Annotated in this window: 21 protein-coding genes; 19 read left to right on the top strand and 2 right to left on the bottom strand. The window is 34.6% G+C overall.

The features are described from left to right. Nucleotides 1-484: 484 nt before the first annotated feature. A complete protein-coding gene (locus tag QZ136_RS08405; RefSeq protein WP_291402376.1) occupies nucleotides 485-3,724 on the bottom strand; it encodes an amidohydrolase family protein in 3,240 nt (1,079 codons plus the stop codon). A gap of 183 nt (nucleotides 3,725-3,907) precedes the next feature. Here QZ136_RS08405 and QZ136_RS08400 point away from each other — a divergent pair, with 183 nt between their 5' ends. The 15 genes from QZ136_RS08400 to rplT all read left to right on the top strand — a co-directional run bounded on the left by QZ136_RS08400 (nucleotide 3,908) and on the right by rplT (nucleotide 15,590). Further along, nucleotides 3,908-4,483, top strand: a complete 576-nt coding sequence (locus QZ136_RS08400; protein ID WP_291402374.1) for a DUF3289 family protein — start codon at nucleotides 3,908-3,910, stop codon at nucleotides 4,481-4,483. Nucleotides 4,484-4,495: 12 nt separating this feature from the next. Next, entirely contained in the window at nucleotides 4,496-4,936 is a 441-nt protein-coding gene (locus QZ136_RS08395; protein WP_291402372.1) for a hypothetical protein, read from the top strand. 30 nt (nucleotides 4,937-4,966) lie between these two features. Next, a complete protein-coding gene (locus QZ136_RS08390; protein WP_291402370.1) occupies nucleotides 4,967-5,389 on the top strand; it encodes a hypothetical protein in 423 nt (140 codons plus the stop codon). A 129-nt stretch (nucleotides 5,390-5,518) separates the two neighbouring features. Next, a complete protein-coding gene (locus tag QZ136_RS08385) occupies nucleotides 5,519-5,758 on the top strand; it encodes a hypothetical protein (protein ID WP_291402367.1) in 240 nt (79 codons plus the stop codon). Between the two features lie 22 nt (nucleotides 5,759-5,780). Continuing rightward, nucleotides 5,781-6,083, top strand: coding sequence for a hypothetical protein (locus QZ136_RS08380; protein WP_291402365.1), 303 nt, complete (start codon nucleotides 5,781-5,783; stop codon nucleotides 6,081-6,083). Between the two features lie 182 nt (nucleotides 6,084-6,265). Further along, nucleotides 6,266-6,850 (top strand): hypothetical protein, encoded by a 585-nt coding sequence (locus QZ136_RS08375; RefSeq protein WP_291402363.1) that lies wholly within the window; start codon nucleotides 6,266-6,268, stop codon nucleotides 6,848-6,850. Between the two features lie 47 nt (nucleotides 6,851-6,897). Next, the gene (locus QZ136_RS08370; RefSeq protein WP_291402361.1) at nucleotides 6,898-7,347 is read left to right on the top strand and encodes a hypothetical protein; all 450 of its coding nucleotides are present in this window, start codon (nucleotides 6,898-6,900) and stop codon (nucleotides 7,345-7,347) included. A gap of 209 nt (nucleotides 7,348-7,556) precedes the next feature. After that, nucleotides 7,557-7,916, top strand: a complete 360-nt coding sequence (locus QZ136_RS08365; RefSeq protein WP_291402359.1) for a hypothetical protein — start codon at nucleotides 7,557-7,559, stop codon at nucleotides 7,914-7,916. Between the two features lie 226 nt (nucleotides 7,917-8,142). Continuing rightward, nucleotides 8,143-10,035 (top strand): ATP-dependent DNA helicase RecQ, encoded by a 1,893-nt coding sequence (locus tag QZ136_RS08360; RefSeq protein ID WP_291402358.1) that lies wholly within the window; start codon nucleotides 8,143-8,145, stop codon nucleotides 10,033-10,035. A gap of 109 nt (nucleotides 10,036-10,144) precedes the next feature. Next, nucleotides 10,145-11,455 (top strand): MFS transporter, encoded by a 1,311-nt coding sequence (locus QZ136_RS08355; RefSeq protein ID WP_291402356.1) that lies wholly within the window; start codon nucleotides 10,145-10,147, stop codon nucleotides 11,453-11,455. 37 nt (nucleotides 11,456-11,492) lie between these two features. Further along, nucleotides 11,493-12,221, top strand: coding sequence for a (Fe-S)-binding protein (locus QZ136_RS08350; protein WP_291402354.1), 729 nt, complete (start codon nucleotides 11,493-11,495; stop codon nucleotides 12,219-12,221). Nucleotides 12,222-12,379: 158 nt separating this feature from the next. Continuing rightward, entirely contained in the window at nucleotides 12,380-14,305 is a 1,926-nt protein-coding gene (gene thrS, locus QZ136_RS08345) for a threonine--tRNA ligase (RefSeq protein ID WP_291402352.1), read from the top strand. A gap of 13 nt (nucleotides 14,306-14,318) precedes the next feature. Continuing rightward, on the top strand, nucleotides 14,319-14,891 hold the full coding sequence (gene infC / locus QZ136_RS08340; protein ID WP_291402350.1) for a translation initiation factor IF-3: 573 nt from the start codon (nucleotides 14,319-14,321) through the stop codon (nucleotides 14,889-14,891). A 77-nt stretch (nucleotides 14,892-14,968) separates the two neighbouring features. Beyond that, a complete protein-coding gene (gene rpmI, locus QZ136_RS08335) occupies nucleotides 14,969-15,169 on the top strand; it encodes a 50S ribosomal protein L35 (protein ID WP_090705136.1) in 201 nt (66 codons plus the stop codon). A 76-nt stretch (nucleotides 15,170-15,245) separates the two neighbouring features. Further along, the gene (rplT, locus tag QZ136_RS08330) at nucleotides 15,246-15,590 is read left to right on the top strand and encodes a 50S ribosomal protein L20 (protein ID WP_291402345.1); all 345 of its coding nucleotides are present in this window, start codon (nucleotides 15,246-15,248) and stop codon (nucleotides 15,588-15,590) included. A gap of 814 nt (nucleotides 15,591-16,404) precedes the next feature. On the opposite strand, the gene sucC is transcribed toward rplT, so the two are convergent. Further along, nucleotides 16,405-17,598, bottom strand: coding sequence for an ADP-forming succinate--CoA ligase subunit beta (sucC, locus tag QZ136_RS08325; RefSeq protein ID WP_291402343.1), 1,194 nt, complete (start codon nucleotides 17,596-17,598; stop codon nucleotides 16,405-16,407). 135 nt (nucleotides 17,599-17,733) lie between these two features. On the opposite strand from sucC, the gene QZ136_RS08320 reads away from it, so the two are divergent. Genes QZ136_RS08320 through QZ136_RS08305 form a run of 4 tightly spaced genes read left to right on the top strand, consistent with a single transcriptional unit; the run spans nucleotide 17,734 to nucleotide 21,075 of the window. After that, nucleotides 17,734-18,390: an ABC transporter ATP-binding protein gene (locus QZ136_RS08320; RefSeq protein ID WP_291402926.1), complete on the top strand. Its 657-nt coding sequence runs from the start codon at nucleotides 17,734-17,736 to the stop codon at nucleotides 18,388-18,390. 1 nt (nucleotide 18,391) lies between these two features. Beyond that, the gene (locus tag QZ136_RS08315) at nucleotides 18,392-18,871 is read left to right on the top strand and encodes a hypothetical protein (protein WP_291402341.1); all 480 of its coding nucleotides are present in this window, start codon (nucleotides 18,392-18,394) and stop codon (nucleotides 18,869-18,871) included. A gap of 1 nt (nucleotide 18,872) precedes the next feature. Continuing rightward, complete coding sequence (locus QZ136_RS08310; RefSeq protein ID WP_291402339.1) at nucleotides 18,873-19,487, top strand: HAD hydrolase-like protein; 615 nt, start codon at nucleotides 18,873-18,875, stop codon at nucleotides 19,485-19,487. A 52-nt stretch (nucleotides 19,488-19,539) separates the two neighbouring features. Further along, nucleotides 19,540-21,075, top strand: coding sequence for a S41 family peptidase (locus QZ136_RS08305; RefSeq protein WP_291402337.1), 1,536 nt, complete (start codon nucleotides 19,540-19,542; stop codon nucleotides 21,073-21,075). The last annotated feature ends 44 nt before the right edge of the window (nucleotides 21,076-21,119 follow it).

Raw genomic sequence — 21,119 nt, 5'->3', positions numbered from 1 at the left:
ACTGATAACTGACAATTGCCAACTGATTTGGAACAAGGAATAAGGATCAAAGATTAATGTACGTCCCAGATGTTATTAGACTGATAACTGACAACTGACAACTCACAACTGATTTAGAACAAGGAACAAAGATTAAAGACAAAATTACATTGAAATGGCTTCGAGAACCTCAGCCACCGGTTATCTGATGTCGCTAGTCTAACCAACTAACCAACTAACCACTAACCATCTAACCACCTAATTTCTCTGTTACACTGAAATGGCTTCGAGAACCTCAGCCACCGGTTATCTTATGTCGCTAGTCTAACCACTAACCACCTAACCACTAATCCAGATGTCGCTAGCCTGATAACTGATAACTGATAACTGCCAACTGATAACTGCCAACTGATAACTGCCAACTGATAACTGATAACTGAATTTAATATACAAAAAAAGGAGCAGAATTCCAAATCCTGCTCCTTTTTTCAATTGATTAATAAAATTAATCACATTCTGGGTGAGTAAAAGTATACGTTTCTACATTTCCTTGCGGAATGGTATAACTTTCTGATCTATTCATTTCCCACCAAAACTGCTTTCTAGCTTTCTCGCGGCTAATAGTCTCATTCATTGTAGCTGAATCATACACTCTACCATTGATAATAACATATTTAATTTTCTCGGTATTTCTGATGTCATCTAATGGATTAGCATCTAGAATAATCATATCAGCTAATTTGCCACTTTCTAATGAGCCTAATTCTTTGCCCATTCCCAAGTGTTCTGCTCCATTTAAAGTAGCACTTCTAATAGCTTGCAAAGGCGACATGCCTCCTTGTGCGAACATCCATAGTTCCCAATGTGCACCCAAGCCTTGAAGCTGTCCGTGTGCTCCTAAATTAACTTTTGTTCCTCCATCTTGTAATACTTTTGCTGCTCTAGCTACATGAACATGGCCATAATCAGCAAACTCAGAAGTCATTCTTCTTCTAGATCTTGAATCTACAATAGTTCTTGGAGTAAAGTTTAATAAGCGTTCATTCTCCCAAACATTGGTGCGATCATACCAGAAATTCTCGCCAGATTGAGCTCCATAAGACACAATTAAAGTAGGAGTGTAAGAGGTTGTACTCTTATTCCAAAGTGTGTTTACATCCTTATAAAGTGGTGCTGGCGGAATATTATGCTCAATACTTGTATGTCCATCTTGAACATGTGTTAAATTATGAACAAAAGTTGATCCTCCTTCTGGAACTACTTCCATTTGAAGTTCTCTTGCTGCTTGTAGAATTTGCTGTCTTTGATCACGACGTGGCTGATTGTAAGATTTTACTGAAAATGCACCTACGGCCTTCATTCTCCTTAATGCAGAACGGGCATCTTCTAAACTATTTACAACTGTTTTGAAATCGCCATCAGCACCGTATAAAATCGTTCCTGTGGAGTATACGCGTGGTCCGACTAATGTTCCAGCTTTCACCATATCTGCCTGACTGAATACCATTTCTGTATTGGCAGATGGGTCGTGGGAGGTGGTAACACCAAAAGCTAAATTGGCGTAATAACTCCAATCTTGCTGAGGCGATACACCATCGTAACTTGCTCTTAAATGAGCATGTACATCCACTATTCCTGGCATAATGGTTTTTCCTTTGCCATCAATAATTTTGGCATCGTTTGGAATAGCTATTTTAGCACCTACCGCAATAATTTTATTGTTCTCTATCACTATTGTGCCATTTTCAATTACTTCATCGCCTTTCATGGTGATGATACGTGCATTGGTAATTGCAATTTTACCTTCTGGCTTGTCAGCTTTTAATTTAAGTCCCAAATCAATTCCTAAGGTATCTGCTGCATTTGCCTTTTCGGTAGTGCCACCAAGGAAAGAAAATGACTTCTTGATATCTGTAGAATAATATCTTGGACCTAAAATCCAATTTAATCGCTGTGAATCTTTACTCCAATGAATATAAGTCCCAGCATCTTTACTAACCTTTGTAAGTGGAATTGATTTATTACCTGCAGATAGATCCAAAGGCATTCCGCTTATTGCTAGGGGAGTGATATACACATTGAAAAGCTCTGTAAATGCGATCCATTTGCCATCGGGACTAGGATTAAAAGAGTTAGCATAAGTAGAAGTATAGTGAGTTGTAATATTTGCTCCATTCAGGTCACTACTCTTTAAAGCTTTTTTTCCACCTTCAGAACTCTGGAAAAATATACGACTATCATCCGTGTTAAACATTGGCTTGATACCATTATCTAATACTTTTGTAGGATTTCCACCTTGTGCGGGCATGACATAAATTCCTGGATTTTTACCAAAAGAATAACCCAAAACATCATTTCCAACACCTTTGCGGAAGATGATTTTATCGCCTTTGTTTGAGAACTTCGGACTGTAATAATAGCCTTTTTCTGTTGTTAACTTGGTTGAAACGCTATCACCAAGAATAAATTTCATGATAGAACCGCGGCTTTCATCTTTCCAGCTTACATAAACGAGTTGCTTGCCATCGGGACTAAATTCAGGTTCAAACTCAAAGTCGGCACTGTTTGAAATACGAACGGGCTTTCCATTTGGCATTTCTTTGATATAAATATAACCTGCAGCATTAAATGCAACTTTCTTCCCATCTGGAGAGGTGCTTAATTGACGAATCATCTTTACATCAAATTCATCACTATGAACCTTTTGCTCAAAATGAAGTGCTTCAGCAATGGTCTGATTTACAGTCGCTTCAAAAGGTATATCACTTACATACTGAGTTGAAACCTCAATTTTCTTGATCTTTCCTTGAGCATAAAAAACAATGTTTTTGCTATCGGGAGTCCATGCAAAATTAGCATAAGGCCCAAAAATTGCCCATGCTTCCTGCATGTCATGCGTTAAATTATCATAAACCGACCATTCTTCACCTGTTTGAAGGTCTTGAATATATAATTCGGATTTTAAGCGAACTCTACGAACAAATGCTAAATATTTCCCGTCGGGGGATAGCTCTGGACGAATTGCGCCGCCATCACCACCTGCAATAGTTTCAATTCTACCAGTTGTACGATCTAAACGACGGATATTATAGATCTCGCCATTTGGATCTTTGCTGTATTGGAAAAAGGGTCCCGGACTAACATCCTCAGAAAAATAAACATATCTTCCATCAGGTGATACTTCTGGTTCACCAGCATCTTGCTGATCATTTTTCCTTTTGGTTAATTGAATACCATCACCACCGCCAGCAATATGATACATCCACATTTCACCTGCACCCAATGATCTGCTGCTCGTAAAGTGCTTACGTGCAATGAGATACTGATTATCAGGAGTCCAAACAGCATTGTTTAATAATCGGAATGTTTCTTTGGTTATGGCGCGTTTTCCCGAACCATCGGTATTCATCACCCAAATATTATCCCCACCGTTTTTATCGCTAGTGTAAGAAATTAATTTCCCGTCGGGACTGAAGCGAGGTTGTACTTCGGAAGCCATACCTCCGGCTAATAAAACAGCTTTTCCGCCTGAAATTGGCATTTTGTAAATATCACCTAGGAGGTCAAAAACAATTTCTTGGCCATCGGGACTCACGTCAAGATTCATCCAGGTTCCTTCATTAGTTTGGAAAGTGAAGGATTTTGATGGACCAGTAGGCTTTTCTACATTCCATTTTGGCGCTGTTTGAGCATATAATTGGCTGCTCAGCAACATGCCGACAATAAATAATATCGTTCTATTCATGAATTTATATAATTGAATCTGCAATTTAGCAATTATTCATAGTTTTGGAATTATCTAATTTCTTCTTTGGAATGTTTTTTCAAGAATAATTTAATAATTGGATTTATACCTACACCCAGTTTTCCTTAAAAAAACATCAAAATTTTCGTGCATGGAAGAAATACCTCAGGTATTTTGAGCTCAATGATTAATAAAACTAATGCAGAATTATTTACTTCGATGCGTAGTCTTTTGTGGCAGACATCGGTTTTGAGCCCCGAAATGCGTACTTTAACTAGCCAAATGGCCGATAAGTTTGAGAGTAATACAGGTGGAACTTTTGAAAACGCAATCCTTACCAAGGATGTCAAAAAATCAGTAAATTACCAAAATTTTTTGAAGATATTTGGAATGAGACTTGGTGAAAAGCTCACAGAGACATCTGGCAATATAGATCAAGTTTCCGCAATACAAACCAACCAGTTCAGGCCAAAATTTAATGATACATGGTGTAAATTTTCGGGTTTACAGATAGCCATTAATGATACGGAGGCGAACGAAATAAGACTAATTAACTTTAGAAAAGAGGGTGGAGTTTTATGGTATGCAGATATAGAAGTGACTATTTTCGATAATTTTGGACTGGATAAGAACGATGCCCTCATGTACCAAGGTAAACATGCAGGTTTTGCTGCATGGTGGCTATTGCAACACACCAAGGGATTCAAGCCATTTGTAACCAAGATTGTAATTAAAAGTAGAATTGAGGGTAGGTATTAAAAAAACAATAATATGAGGAATATATTCACTTTTTTGCTTTTATGTGTGATGGTTTCTTGCGAACAAGAGCCTTTAAAATTTGAAAAGTTAGTTCAGTTTTCTAGGGTAGACACCATTTCAGACAATGGCAGGCCCTATTATTTCAAAACCGATGTTTTTATTGTTAAAAAATATAGCGATAACTATCAAAATGAAAGATCCGTAGATAGCTTTGCCTATAAAAATAGAGCAAAAGACTTAGCTAAGTACGCAAGTTATCAAGTGGAGATTTATAAATATTCAGATAAAACCAATATTCCAAACTTAAAAAAGAACCCAAAAGATTTTGATAATTACACCTTCATAAACGATATGATTTATATCTATAGATGGAGTGAAGGAACATGGACAAGTAAAATGAAATTCAAGGGTAGAGAAACAGTAGAAGCAGAGCAGATGATAAAGGAGGATTGATATCTGGGTATAAAACAATGTTTAACAATTATGAAAAAAATTAAATTATATGCCAGTTGTTTCATCATGGTTTTTTCTGCTTGTAAAGCAAGCTATAATTTACCAAGGTTTGACTTTAATAATGGCCCTAAGCCATGCTTAAATGCGTTTAAAGATCGAGTGTTTTTTTCTATTCTTCAAGAGAGTTATAAAGGCACGGATGCCATAAAAGAAATCAATAAAAGAGATTTAGGTAATCCTTATGACGGAATTTATGACCCTACACTTTTCAAAAAGATAGACTCTATTTCCAAAGAATTTGTCAAAAATCTACCACCGCCTGCTTTATGCGTGGAATGTAAAAAGGATCAAAATTATTTTATGGCACAAGCATTGCATTTTTATGCCAGTCGTGAATTAGATTCTTTGGCAAAGGCAGAATTGAAAAAGTTCTCATCAGAATGCCTCAAATAGATAAATTATATTCAAATTTTAGTTTAAATTTAACCATAAAGATATTTTAAATACAAGTGCAGCAGTTTAGTTTTGATATATAGATTTTATCATTTCTCAAATAAGAAAGAGCATTAAGAAATAAATGGCATGAAAAAGATATTTTCACTAATAGTATTAATTGGGGTATCAATAAATTTAAACGCCCAACAACCTATTCAAGACTCTATTAAACGCAACATTGTTGGTTTTCTAGAATGGCATAAAATTAATCATCTTCATGACCCCACCCCTAAGCCTTACACACTTATAAAGGAATTAATTGTATCTAAAAACTTAAAAAAGCGAAGAGTAAATAAAGCAGGGGTCGAAAGATATAGACTTTTTTAGAACAAGTACATTTTTATCAGAAATGTATTTAAACAATTTAAGAGGTTATTTTTATGAAATAGATAGTGTTTTAATAAAAAGTCCGCCAATTAATATTGGAAGTATTGTAAAAATAGATGGTCTTGATGTAGATTTTATTCTCCAAAATTTTGAACCAGAGCTAATTTTAAATCACATTGATGAGGGAAAATTGGAAGAAGTACTAATTCTGGAAAACAAAGCTATTGTAAAGTTTAACATTCCTAAAACTTTTACTAAAATGCTTTTTACGTTAACTAAAGAAAATGGAGTTTGGCTGATTGATTATATTGGTTATTATGATTAATTCAATTTGTTGATAGTGCGACAGACAATCGCTGCATAGGTGCAAATCATAATGATCGTCTGTACTATTCCTCGAGTGCTGCTAAAATTACAGGAAAGACATCAATAACACAATACAGAAATCAGCAAGGAATGCATGACTATATTGTTAGCAATTTAGAAAAAGTATAAAAATTAGTAAAAATGAAAAAATACGCCTTTGCACTTATTCTCTTACTATTTGTTAATTATAGCTATAGTCAAGAAAAAAATGGTGATAAATTAAATATAAAGCATACCATAACATTTTTTTTGCATTGGTATAAAAACAATGAAAACAAAATAGAAACCGTACGAATAATTAAAGGCCTAAACGAAAATGAGGAAAAAAAAGGGGATAGTTTAGCAAGAATAGATATGGATGCAGTTGATGTTTACCTTTTTAATCTAAAAAAATCAAATTTTGTTTCGCAGTCTTATTTAAATAACATTCGATATTATTATCAAGAAATAGCCGACACCTTAAAAAAATATCCTTTAGTCGATTATTTTGGCCCTATCGGAGGATTAGAAGCGGACTTGATTCTGGGTTTTGAACCAGAAGAGACATTAGATTATATAAACAAAGGTGTTTTTACAAGAATTTATATAGTAGGCGATAAAGCTATTGCCCAATTTGATATAGTTAATCACGTCCACTTGATTTTTACACTTTCAAAAGTTGAAGAAAAGTGGCTAATTGACGATCTTGAGTTTAATGTAGATTATTATAATCCTACCCGAAAATAGACTTTTTAAAGTGGTATGTTGAAGAGCAATCAAAACCTACAAGAATTGTGGACACCCTAGAGTCTCATAGAAGTATATTAGTTTGGAACGAGATTGATACACTTATTAAGCCTTCTGTTGATATGCTGGCTGTTGAGCATTATTTGAACTGGCTAAAATCAAGCGGCTCTATTTCTGAAACTTTTATTAATAATCTAAGGCAATATTTTCAAAAAATTGGAGATGAATTAAAGACCTTTAATTCATCTCCAAAAACCGAAGGAATTTATGCTATTCTGGGTTTAAACTTGGATGTTGTTTTTAAAAGTTTTGAACCTGAAGGAATTTTATTGCAATACAATTCGGGTGTTTTTAAAAAAATATCGATCGTGAAGGATAAAGCGATAGTTCAATTTTATGTCCCACCATCTAAAAATTATGGTTATACTAAAATGCTTTTTACTTTAACTAAGGAAAATGCAACTTGGTTCATTGATTACATAGGTTATTATGATTAATTTTAATCGTCTTGAAATTTGTTACAAAAGCAAATCCTAAAGCATAAAATTATCGTAAGGAAGTTTACCCTTATTTTGAAAATATTATTTAATTATTGCCTATGATGTAATTAAAAATGGTGTTTATTAAATTTTTTTATGAAATATTGTAATAGCAAATGGCTAACATATTATAAACATTAGTTATTGTAATTAAATTAAGAACAACCATGGAAAATGTAATTTTATTTTTGTTTTTGTGTACAATAGTTTCTTGCAAACAAGAGGCTTTAGAATTTGAAAGCTTAGTTCAGTTTTCTAGGATAGACACCATGTCAGACAATGGCAAGCCCTATTTTTACAAAACTCATGTTTTTATTGTTCAAAACTATAGCGATAATTACCAAAATGAACGAACCGTAGATAGCTTTGCCTATAAAAACAGGGCAAAAGACCTAACCAAGTATGCAGAGTATAAAATAGTTATTTATAAACATTCGGATAAAACAAATATTCCGAACTTAAAAAAGAACCCGAGAGACTTTGATGATTATACCTTTGATAACGATATGATTTATATCTACACATAGAGTGAAGGAACCTGGTCTGGAAAAATGAAATTCAAAGGTAGAGAAACGGTAGAAGCAGAGCAGATGATAAGGGAGGATTGAGGTTGAATTCTAAAAACAAGCTTTTTTACTCATATTTACGAAAAATCAATTCTGTTGTAAATTCATTTGTTCAGAATTTTTATTTTAAAAATATCTTTCTTCATTAATTCAATACCTTTAATTTTAAGCCTTACAAGCTTTATTTATGACCATCCACAGCGTTCTTTCTAACTATTGGGGCTATGATCAGTTTCGTCCGCTACAGGAAGAAATTATCCAATCGGTTTTAGATGGGCGGGATACACTTGCCTTGATGCCAACAGGTGGAGGTAAATCAATTTGTTTTCAGGTTCCTGCACTCTTAAATCCGGGTATCTGTATCGTTGTTTCTCCATTAATTGCCTTGATGAAAGATCAAGTGGAGAATTTAAATGAAAAGGGAATTAAAGCGATTGCTCTTATCTCAGGAATGGGTAAAAGAGAAGTAGATATTGCTTTAGATAATTGCATTTATGGGGATGTGAAATTTCTATATATCTCACCCGAGCGACTTTTATCAGACATAGTGAAGGTTCGGATTAGCCACATGAATGTTAATTTAATTGCCATTGATGAAGCACATTGTATTTCTCAATGGGGTTATGATTTTAGACCACCATATTTAAGGCTAAGCGAATTGAGGGAAATTCATCCCAAAGTTCCTGTTTTAGCCCTTACAGCCACTGCTACTGAGCGTGTGGCTGCTGATATTCAGTCTCGATTAAATTTCAAAAAGGCACAGGTTTTTAGGAAGTCATTTGAACGAAAGAACTTAAGCTATCTGGTTTATAATGAGGAGAATAAGCTTCGTAAATTATTCAAGATTGCCAAAAATGTGAATGGAACTGGAATTGTGTATGTACGAAATAGAAGGGAGACTCAGGAGATTGCTAGGCAATTAAGTATGCAAGGTATTTCTGCGGATTTTTACCATGCTGGCTTGGATACTCCAACTAGAATGAAAAAACAGACGGCCTGGAAAAAATCTGAAGTTAAAATAATTGTCGCAACCAATGCCTTTGGGATGGGAATCGACAAGGCGGATGTTCGTTTTGTAGTTCATTTAGACCTTCCTGAAAGTTTAGAGGCCTATTATCAGGAGGCTGGCAGGGGAGGTCGTGATGAAAAAAAATCTTATGCAGTTTTACTATATAATCAAGCTGATTTACCTCAAATAGTTAGCCGATTAGAGCAGCAATATCCCTCAATTGCTGAAATTAAACAGATTTATCATCATTTAGGAAATTATTATCAGCTGGCTTATGGTGCAGGTGAAGGCCTTTCGCTTGAATTTGATATGGCCGATTTTTGTAATCGTTTTAAGCTTGAACCTCATCGTACATTACACGCTATAAAGTTTCTAGAACGCGATGAATATATCGCCATGACAGAAACCGTATTTCTACCTTCAAGGGTTCAGGTTTTATTCGAATCGGAAGCGCTTTATCGCTTTCAGGTGGAGCAGCCTGCTTACGACTTATTTATAAAGGTTTTATTGAGATCCTATGGGGGGATTTTTGATCAATTAACAGGTATTAAAGAAAGTGATCTTGCAAAAAGATTAGGAATAAATCGTGCAGAAGTAAAAAGTATTCTTCATAAACTTCAAGCTCTGGAGCTAATTCATTATGTTGAACAAACTGATAAGCCGCATTTATTATTTGTAAAGCCACGGGTGGATTCATCCCACCTCATAATTAACAAAAAGTACCATGCGGATAGATATGAGATTCATAAAACTCAAATTGAATCTATTATCAAATATGCAGTTAATCCAATTTGTAGGAGTCAGCAGTTATTACACTATTTTAATGAACCTAAAGCCCCATTATGTGGTGTTTGTGATGTTTGTCTTGAAGCTAAAAAATCATCGAGGAACTCGAATATTAATGAAAAATTATCTAAAGTAATACTTGAGATATTGGTAGATAAAGAATTAATTTTAAATGACTTAATTGAGTTAATTAATATCGGTACAGAAACAGAAAAATTAGATGCTATTCGGCTACTTTTGGATGCTGGAACTATACAATTAAACGGCGATCAATACACTTTGTAATTCTATGAATTAATAAAAAAAATCAATTCGTTTAGGCTTATAATTTTCCATTTATTTGAATTGTTTTAAAATTAATGCAAATTGCTAAATAAAAAGAGCCTTCCAGAAAATGAAAAATGATAAATCTACCATAAAAGCTTGGGCCATGTTTGATTGGTCAAATTCAGCTTATAATTTGGTAATTACCTCCACCATATTTCCTGCTTATTACACAATTATTACCACTACACAGGAAAATGGGGATAAGGTTACTTTCTTTGGAAGGGTGTTTACAAACACAGCTCTTTCTAATTATGCGCTTTCAGTGGCCTATCTAATTATGGCTATTGTTCTCCCTTTTTTATCATCTATTGCCGATTATAGAGGCAATAAGAAGGTTTTTATGAAGGCTTTTACCTATCTGGGAAGTTTTGCATGTGCCGGCTTGTTCTTTTTTAAATTAGAAACGCTAGAATGGGGAATAATTTGCTTCGGACTTGCAGCGATAGGCTATATCGGTGGAATGATGTTTAACAATTCCTATCTCCCTGAAATTGCAAGTGTGGATCAACAAGACAAAGTAAGTGCTAAAGGTTATGCTTATGGTTATGTTGGAAGTGTAATTTTACAGATTATCTGTTTTGCGTTTGTCCTAAAACCTGATTTATTTGGAATTACTGATGCCTCATTACCTGCTCGATTATCCTTCTTATTGGTCGGCATTTGGTGGATTACATTTTCTCAAATTCCATTCAAGAAATTGCCCGCTGATAGTCCCAATTTCGATAAAATGTCGAAACTAAATGTCAAAAGTGGTTTTGAAGAGCTCCTAAAAGTTTGGCATCAAATGAAGGAAATGTTCTATCTCAAAAGGTTTCTTTTAGCTTTCTTTTTTTATTCGATGGGGGTGCAGACCATCATGTTGGTAGCTGCTGGATTTGGTGAAAAAGTACTGAAATTAGGCACTTCAAAATTGATAGCCATTATTCTGATAATTCAGTTGGTAGCTATTTTTGGAGCCCTGATTATGTCTTATTTGGCTAAAAAATATGGAAATATTCAGGTAATTATAGGGGTAGTTATAGTCTGGATAGCAATTTGTTTTGGAGCATATCATATTCAAAATGAACAACAGTTTTATGCTTTGGCCGTAGTTGTGGGATTAGTGATGGGTGGTATTCAATCTATTTCTAGGTCAACATATTCTAAGTTTTTGCCAGAAAACACCCCAGATACAGCCTCTTTCTTTAGTTTTTATGATGTCACAGAGAAATTGGCTATTGTTATCGGCTTATTTAGCTTTGCCTATATTGAAGAATTTACAGGAAGCATGCGTAATTCAGCGGTAAGCTTGGCAAGCTTTTTTATTATTGGATTACTCATTTTAATATCATTATTATTTTTAAAGTCAGATTCTTCCTCTTCTTTAACAAAGGATTAGATTTTTTTTCTGAATTTAGCGCTGCTTAATAAATTTTATGAACGTTGAATTATTTATCCCTTGCTTTATTGATCAGCTTTACCCTGAAACTGCTTTTAATACCGTTAAAATCCTTGAAAAGGCAGGATGTAAGGTTATCTACAATGCTGAGCAAACTTGCTGCGGACAGCCAGCTTATAATGCCGGTTTTTGGGAAGAGGCAAAAGCTGTAGGAGGTAAATTTTTACATACTTTTTCTGAAAATAATTATATCGTTTCGCCATCGGCCTCTTGTACAGGTATGGTGAAAAATTCTTATAATGACCTGTTTACCAATACGGTAGTCCATAATAAATGCAGGGCAATTCAAGCTAATATTCATGAATTAAGTGATTTCTTGGTAAATGTTATTAAGAAGGATTATTTCGGTGCTGAGTTGGAGGGAAGAGCGGTTTATCATGATTCTTGCTCTGGACTAAGAGAATGTAAAATTAAAGATGAGCCGAGGCAATTATTAAGCAAAGTTCATGGTTTAGAGTTGGTTGAGATGAAGGATACAGATGTTTGCTGTGGCTTTGGTGGTACATTTGCAGTTAAGTTTGATTCAATTTCTAGCGCTATGGCTGAACAAAAGGTGAATAATGCGCTTGAGATGGATGCTAATTTCATTATTTCAACCGATTCATCTTGCCTTTTGAACATACAAGCCTATATCGATCAGCATCAAATTCCTATTAAAACGATGCACTTGGCAGATGTTTTGACTCGTGGTTGGGGAAATGTCTAATCAAAATGTGTTTTTGTGGATAATTTTAGCCTTTTAGCCGATTAAATTGTTGTTTTAATCATTTTTCCCTTAAAAATTCTTAATTTTGTAATGAAATGAAGATCATTTTGTAGATGATCATTTGAATTAATATTAAGAACGTATAAATCATTTTGTAGATGATCAAAATTACACTTCCCGATGGTTCTGTCCGCGAATATGAACAAGGAACCACAGCCCACCAGATTGCACTTTCTATTTCTGAAGGTTTAGCGCGTAATGTTTTAGCAGCCGTAGTAAATGGTGAGGTTTGGGATTCTTCCCGTCCGATAGATAGCGATTCTTCAGTTAAGTTATTAACCTGGAATGATCAGGAAGGTAAGTCTACGTTTTGGCATTCTTCAGCGCATTTAATGGCGGAAGCTTTGGAGGCACTCTACCCGGGGACTAAATTTGGTATCGGACCGGCAATTGAGACAGGTTTTTATTATGATGTTGATTTTGGTGATCGTGAGTTTTCTTCTGATAATTTCAAAGAAATTGAAGATAAAATCATGGAATTGGCAAAAGCTAAGTCTGATTTTTCTAGAAAAGCTGTTTCTAAATCGGATGCAGTTTCATATTTCACAGAAAAGAATGATGAATATAAGTTAGATCTGATTAAAGATTTGGCTGATGGTTCTATTACTTTCTATACTCAAGGCAATTTTACTGATCTATGCCGCGGACCACACATTCCGAATACAGGATTTATTAAGGCTGTAAAATTGATGAATGTGGCGGGTGCATATTGGCGCGGTGATGAGAGTAAAAAACAGCTAACCCGTATTTATGGTGTTACTTACCCTAAGCAAAGTGAGCTAACTGAATATCTTCAAATGATTGAAGAGGCTAAGAAACGTGATCATCGTAAACTAGGTAAAGAACTAGAGCTTTTTACCTTTTCCGAAAAAGTAGGCATGGGCTTACCACTTTGGTTGCCTAAAGGTGCTGCTTTGCGCGAGAAACTTGTGAATTTCCTTCAAAGAGCGCAGGTTAAGTCTGGTTATGAGCAGGTTATAACTCCTCATATCGGACATAAAAATCTTTATATCACTTCAGGCCACTATGAAAAATATGGCGCTGATTCATTTCAACCTATAAAAACACCACAAGAAGGAGAGGAGTTCTTCTTAAAACCAATGAACTGTCCTCATCACTGTGAAATTTATAAAACTAAGCCTCGTTCTTATAAAGATCTTCCAGTTAGATACGCTGAATTTGGGACTGTTTATCGTTATGAACAAAGTGGTGAGCTTCATGGTTTAACACGTGTTAGAGGATTTACTCAAGATGATGCACACTTGTTTTGTCGCCCAGATCAGGTTAAAGAAGAATTCAAAAAGGTAATTGATCTTGTTTTATATGTATTTAAAGCCTTAGGTTTTAATGATTATACGGCGCAAATTTCATTGAGAGATCCTGAAAATAAGACAAAATATATCGGAACAGATGAGAATTGGCAATTAGCTGAATCAGCAATTATTGAGGCAGCCGAAGAAAAAGGTTTGGCAACAGTAGTTGAATTAGGGGAGGCAGCTTTCTACGGACCGAAGCTAGACTTCATGGTTAAGGATGCTTTAGGAAGAAAATGGCAATTGGGAACTATTCAGGTGGATTATAATTTACCAGAAAGATTTGAGTTGGAATATACAGGAAGTGATAATTTAAAACACCGCCCGGTAATGATTCATCGTGCTCCATTTGGCTCTTTAGAGCGTTTTGTGGCCGTTTTAATTGAACATTGTGCTGGAGAATTCCCATTATGGCTTAGTCCTGAACAGTTTATCGTTCTACCGATCTCTGAAAAATATGAGGATTATGCAAAAAAAGTTTTAGAATCGCTTAATAATTCCGATATTCGCGGGCTGATTGACTCTAGAGATGAGAAGATTGGTCGTAAAATTCGTGATGCAGAGGTGAAGAAAATTCCATTTATGCTCATTATTGGTGAGAAAGAAATGGAAGAAGGCACGGTTTCTGTTAGAAGACATGGCCAGGGTGATATAGGAAGCATGACGATGGAAGAGTTTAGTAATCAGTTAGTTAAAGAAATTACAATTTAAATTAAAATATAATTTGGCATTAGGTAGACCAGGCTTTAACAGAGGACCACGCCCTCCGTTTAAAAAGAAAGAAGCAGAACATAAGATCAATGATTTGATCAGAGCACCCGAGGTGCGTTTGACTGGTGATAACGTGGAGACAGGTATCTATCCATTCAGAGAGGCTTTAGCTATGGCTATTGAGCAGGATTTGGATCTTGTTGAAATCTCTCCAAATGCAGTTCCGCCAGTATGTAAGATTGTTGATTACAACAAATTTATATACGAGCAGAAGAAAAAAATGAAGGAGATTAAGTCCAACGCTAAACAAACGGTAATTAAAGAAATCCGTTTTGGACCTAATACCAGTGATCATGATTTTCAATTTAAATTGAAGCATGCTATTGGCTTCCTTGAAGGTGGTGAGAAAGTACGTGCATATGTACACTTTAAAGGACGCGCCATTGTATACAAAGAACAAGGAGAAATCCTTTTATTAAAATTTGCTCAGGCTTTGGAAGATGTAGGTAAAGTGGAGCAATTACCAAAGTTAGAAGGTAAGCGGATGTTTTTAACCGTTGCACCTAAAGGTACTGGTAAAAAGTAAATTGTTATTTATTGCTGAAAAGCTTTTGTAAATAACAACATTAAAATGAATCATTATAAATAAATAAATAGAGAGTTATGCCAAAAATGAAAACGTGTTCCAGTGCAAAAAAGCGATTCAAGCTTACTGGAACAGGTAAAATCAAAAGAAAGAACGCTTTTAAAAGTCACATCTTAACCAAGATGAGTAACAAACGTAAGCGTGCCTTGGGTCAGACAAGTTTAGTTTCTGATGCAGATTCAGGCAACGTTAAGCGTATGCTTTGTATAGGCAAGTAATCAACCAATTAATTTAACCAGGTATCAGGTATTAAGTTTCTAAAAAGAAACACCGCTTACCAAAAAACAAAACAACATGCCACGTTCGGTTAACGCAGTAGCGTCAAGAAGAAGAAGAAAAAAGGTCTTAAATTTAGCCAAAGGCTATTGGGGATCAAGAAGCAAGGTTTTTACCGTTGCTAAAAACACAGTCGAAAAAGGTTTGCAATATGCTTACCGTGACCGTAAAAACAAGAAAAGAGAATTTAGAGCTTTGTGGATTCAGCGTATTAATGCTGGTGCACGTCAACATGGATTATCTTACTCTGCTTTAATGGGTAAATTAACTGCAAAGGGGAATCAATTAAACCGTAAGGTTTTAGCTGATTTAGCAATGAATCACCCAGATGCATTTAAGGCTGTTATTGATTCAGTAAAATAATCTTAAATATATTATTTGGAAAGGGAGCTTTTAGCTCCCTTTTTTTATGCTTAAATTTTTTATAATCACATACTTCCTCTCAGGGATTCGTGTGTGAAAAAATCATTTCCGACAAATGTCACTGATTATAGCAGAGAATTTAAAAAATATCTCGCAGTAAGGCTAAGACACATAGAAGGGTTAATTAACAAGAATGAATAGACCTGTTTTTTTTTTGCGTCTCTGCGCCTTTGCGAGAGTTTAATTTTGTGTCTCGCAGAGACACAAAGACGCAGAGAAACGATAACATTAACGACTTGTACGGTGACAACACCGACCAGAGGACCGACGCGAACAAAAAAATGCTCCCGCATATTAACGCGGATCAGCGCAGAAAAAATCTGCGGAATTCTGCGACATCTGCGGGAGATTTATCTGGTACGGGGACAACACCGACCAGAGGACCGGCTATACTCATGTCTTTAGTGCAACCTGTTATTGCAAGGGTAGCGAAGCAATCCCTTTTCTAATAACAAGAGTTTGCTTCGTCGTGCCTCCTCGCAATGACATGGTGAGCAAAATTCCCTGTGGACGCTTTTGTCACAACCTGTCCTTTTTCAAAACAAAAAAACTATTTCGCCAAGATTTTTGCGTCTCTGCGAGAGGAATTTTAAAAAAACGGTTTAAAAGTGAATTATATAAATCTTCAATATTAAATAGAAAAGATAAAGAAAATATTATTTGAAATATTAAAGAGGCGAGGGGGATTGCTTTAAAGCAATAATAAAAAATCCGTCATTCTTTTGATTAAAAGAATGACGGATTTAAGGAATTCTTATTTTTCGAGAACCTTAGTCACTAAAGCAGCTGCTTCTTTAAGAAGAATTGCTGAGTACACTTGAAGTCCCGATTCATCAATCAATTTTTTAGCTTCAACAGCATTTGTTCCTTGTAAACGAACAATGATTGGCACAGGAATATTACCTATTTCATTGTAGGCATCAATAACACCTTGAGCTACACGGTCGCAACGAACAATACCACCAAAAATATTAATTAGGATAGCTTTAACATTTGGATCTGATAAAATAATATTAAATCCAGCTTTTACAGTTTGTGCATTTGCAGTTCCACCTACGTCTAAGAAGTTTGCTGGCTCACCACCCGCAAGCTTGATAATATCCATGGTAGCCATTGCTAAACCTGCACCATTTACCATACATCCTACGTTTCCATCAAGTTTAACATAGTTCAAGTTTGATTTACTTGCTTCAACTTCTGTAGGATCTTCTTCTGAAGTATCACGCATCGCAGCATAAGCAGGATGACGGAAAAGTCCGTTATCATCTAAATTAACCTTAGCATCTACTGCAAGTATTTTATTGTCAGAAGTTTTTAAAACTGGGTTGATTTCGAACATCGAAGAATCAGTAGCTTCGTACGCTTTATATAAGGCAACTATAAATTTAGTCATGTCCTTAAATGCATCACCGCTAAGACCAAGATTAAAAGCGATTTTACGAGTTTGGAAACCCTGTAAACCAACTTTAGGATCAATTTCTTCCTTAAATATTAAATGAGGAGTGTGCTCAGCAACCTCTTCAATGTCCATTCCTCCTTCGGTGGAATACATGATGATGTTACGACCCTTTGAACGATCTAGCAATACACTTACATAAAACTCTTTGGTTTCGCTTTCACCTGGATAATAAACATCTTGAGCAACTAAAACTTTGCTTACAAGTTTACCTTCGGGACCAGTCTGAGGAGTTACTAATTGCATTCCTAAAATTTGGCCTGCTTTTTCTTTAACCTCATCTAGATTCTTAGCCAACTTCACTCCACCACCTTTTCCTCTACCGCCAGCATGAATTTGAGCCTTTACAACTACCCAATCCGAATTATAATCTACTTTTAGCTTCTTAGCTGCGTCAACAGCCTGCTCAGCAGTGTCGGCTACAATGCCTTCCTGTACTCTTACACCGAAGCTTTTTAATATTTCTTTACCCTGATATTCGTGAATATTCATTTACTTATTATTTGTTGTAAAACTACGTTTTATATTACAAACATGAAAAGGACAAATGAAAAAAATGTTTAATTTATTACATTATATTCTCTAATAAACAATTTGCACCTTTGTATAAAAAGAATGTTTAAATCCATGCTTGAAGCTAAAGGAATTCAAAAGTCATACGGAACATTGCCCATCCTAAAAGGGGTGGACTTAGAAGTGAAAAAAGGTGAAATTATTACCATTGTTGGTGCTTCTGGTGCTGGTAAAAGTACTTTGCTGCATATTATAGGTACACTTGATCGACCGGATCATGGAAGTATTTTAATTAATAATGTGAACGTAAATTCTTTATCGCCTAAAAAGCTTAGCGCCTTTAGAAATGAACAAATAGGATTTATATTTCAATTTCACCATTTATTACCAGAGTTTACTGCCTTAGAGAATATTTGTATTCCAGCTTTTATCGCAGGAAAAAGTAAAAAGGATGCTGAACATAAGGCATTTGAATTATTGGAGATGCTAGGAATTTCAGATCGTGCATATCATAAACCTAATGAATTATCTGGCGGTGAACAACAACGCGTGGCCGTGGCCAGGGCAATGGTTAATGATCCTGCTTTAATACTTGCTGATGAGCCTTCCGGTAACTTAGATTCCATAAATGCCGAAAATTTACATCAATTGTTTGTTCATCTTCGAGATACCCTAAACCAAACATTTGTAATAGTTACGCATAATGAAAGTTTGGCTAACCTTGCGGATAGGAAAGTATTAATGAAAGATGGTCAGATAATTAACTATTAATATGTCTGGATTAATTACAGCTGCTTCTGATTCTGCTGCATTTCGATTAGCACGTTTATTCAGTGAAAAAGTTCTTTTCTTCGGTTCAATTGAGGAAATACCTAATTTTGGTGATAAAAAATTTATTAAAATTCCATCTGCTAAATCACCAAGTTTTGCCCACGAATTATTAAAAATATGTTTGGATAATGAAATAAATGAAGTTTATCCTCTTGTTTTGGATGAAATTATTGAATTATCTACTTCCAGAATTCTTTTTGAAGAATTTAATATAAAAATTATTATCCCTTCTATTAATTTTATTAACTTAGAATTATTAAATCACTCTAAATTATTAATTAATTTGATTGTTTTGATAAATGGTGTGGTTGTGGCAGGTGATTGCCCTCCCAACAATAGCTTACCATTTCAAGAAGTAAATGGAGTTTTTAAGTGGGAAATTATAGATGATGAAGTAATATTTAGTTTATTTACTGTTTAATATGTTGACTTATAAAGATTTAGATCCCAGTAAAAAGGCTTTTATATTTGGATTAGATAATGTTTTATATCCTGAACAAGATTATCTACTTCAAGTTTATTATTTATTTGCCAATTTTATTGAATTTACTGAAGGTTTTCCTCCAGCATCTGATTTAACTGAATTTTGCAAAAAATCTTATTTACATCATGGTGATGGTGGTATTTTTGACAGAATAAAACAAGCCTTTGGTATAGAAGAGAAATATAGAGAGAATTTTACCCGACTTTATAAAACCGCTCGTTTGCCATTGAAATTAATTTTATATCCAAATGTTTTAAGTCTATTACAAGACATTATAGTGGATAGAAAAGCAATAATTATCTTAACAAATGGAATACCTGAGATCCAAATAAATAAGATTATGCAAACCGAATGGAATGGGCTTGAAAAATATTTAAAAGTTTATTACGTTCAAGAGATTGTTCCTAAACTTGCATCTAATCCAATTACGTATATTTTAGAAAAAGAAGATTTACAAAATCACGATGTTTCGATTATAAATTGTGAAGAATCTGACAAAGAATTTACTCAATCCACTGATATAGAGTATCTAAATATCAATGAATTTATATAATTTAGATAATTATATCATTTACAAGCACCTTTAATAGTTAATATTTTAAATTATGATATCTAAACTTCGATTTTTACCATTTAATAAGCTAATAGCTTTAACTTTTGGTGTTCTAATTTTTTCAGCTTCTTGTAAGAAGGATCCTAAACCTGGCACAACTGTAACACCTACTACTCCAATAGTAGCAGCAACAAGGGCTGAATTAACCAAGGATTCTATTTATTTGTATGCTAAGGAAACCTATTATTGGAATGAAGGTATGCCTACTTACGGGGTATTTAAACCTAGGTCTTATGCAAATGATCAAGCTGTTTTAGATGCAATTATTAAGCTTCCTGGAATTAATAAACCCACGGACAAATATTCGTTTTTAGATGATGGTGGTCTTTCTGCTTCATTAAATGGGGTAAGTGGTGATTTTGGTTTTTCTGTGTCCTATCAAACATTAACTGACTTAAGAATAAAATTTGTTTCTCCAAATTCACCAGCCGCAACTACTAATTTGAAAAGGGGATATCAAATAATAAGTTTAAATGGGCGTTCAGGAGATGGTATAAACTACGACAATAGAGCCTTTGTATCTAATGCAGTTTTTGGAAGCGCAAATTCAGTTTCTCTTACCATAAAAAAGCCAGATGGTAGTACTCAGGATTTAACTATTTCTAGAGCAACTTATGCTAATAATCCCATTTTTGCAACAAAATTATTTTCTGTTGGAAGTAAAAAAGTAGGGTATATTGTTTACAATAGCTTTACTACAAATTCTGGGGATGCACTTAAAGCTGAAATCGCTAAATTTCATACTGATGGGGCAACTGAATTAATAGTAGATTTGAGATATAATGGTGGTGGATCTGTAGCCACAGCTGTAGTTTTGACTAATTTATTAGCTCCTGCATCAGTTAACGGACAAGTTATGTACACCACTTATTGGACTAAAACTATGCAAGATGGATTGGCTTCGATTTTAGCTAATCAACCTTTGTACGATAAGAATGGAAAACTTCAAACCTTTACTGGTGGGGTTAATGGCAAATGGGCAACTTTTGCGGATATAAATTATAAACCAAATGGAAAGGGAAATTTTGAAAATTTCGCTAAAGAGGGTAGTGCAAATTTTAAAAAGATTTATTTCTTAGTTTTAGGTGGTACTGCTTCAGCAAGTGAAATGGTAATTAATAATTTGCAGGGTGTTATGAATTCTGATATTAAACTAATTGGACGTAAAACTTATGGTAAACCTGTCGGTTTTTTTGCAATTAAAATTGATAAATTAGATCTTTACATTCCCCAGTTTGAAACAAAAAATCAGAAAAATGTAGGTGGATATTATAATGGTATTGCAGTTGATAAAGATCTTCCGGATGATTTAACCAAGGATTTTGGAGATTCCTCTGAAGCACTTTTGGCTGCAGCGTTATCTTATTCAGAAAAAGGTATTTTTGCTGTAAATGCCAATAATAACAAATTAAGTAGTCTTTCAGGTATGAGTGTCACTCAAGAAAAAATAATGAATGAGACATTACTAGATAAGAATTATTTCAATGGTATGGTTGATGATAGGCCAAAGAAGTTTAAAAAACAGTAATTGTTTATTGCTTTCAAAAAATACTCTGGTTTTTAACTAGAGTA

Source organism: Daejeonella sp., assembly GCF_017495225.1.
Taxonomy (GTDB): Bacteria; Bacteroidota; Bacteroidia; order Sphingobacteriales; family Sphingobacteriaceae; genus Daejeonella.
The sequence above is the reverse complement of the archived record's forward strand: the minus strand, read 5'-3'. Positions and strand labels throughout refer to the sequence as shown.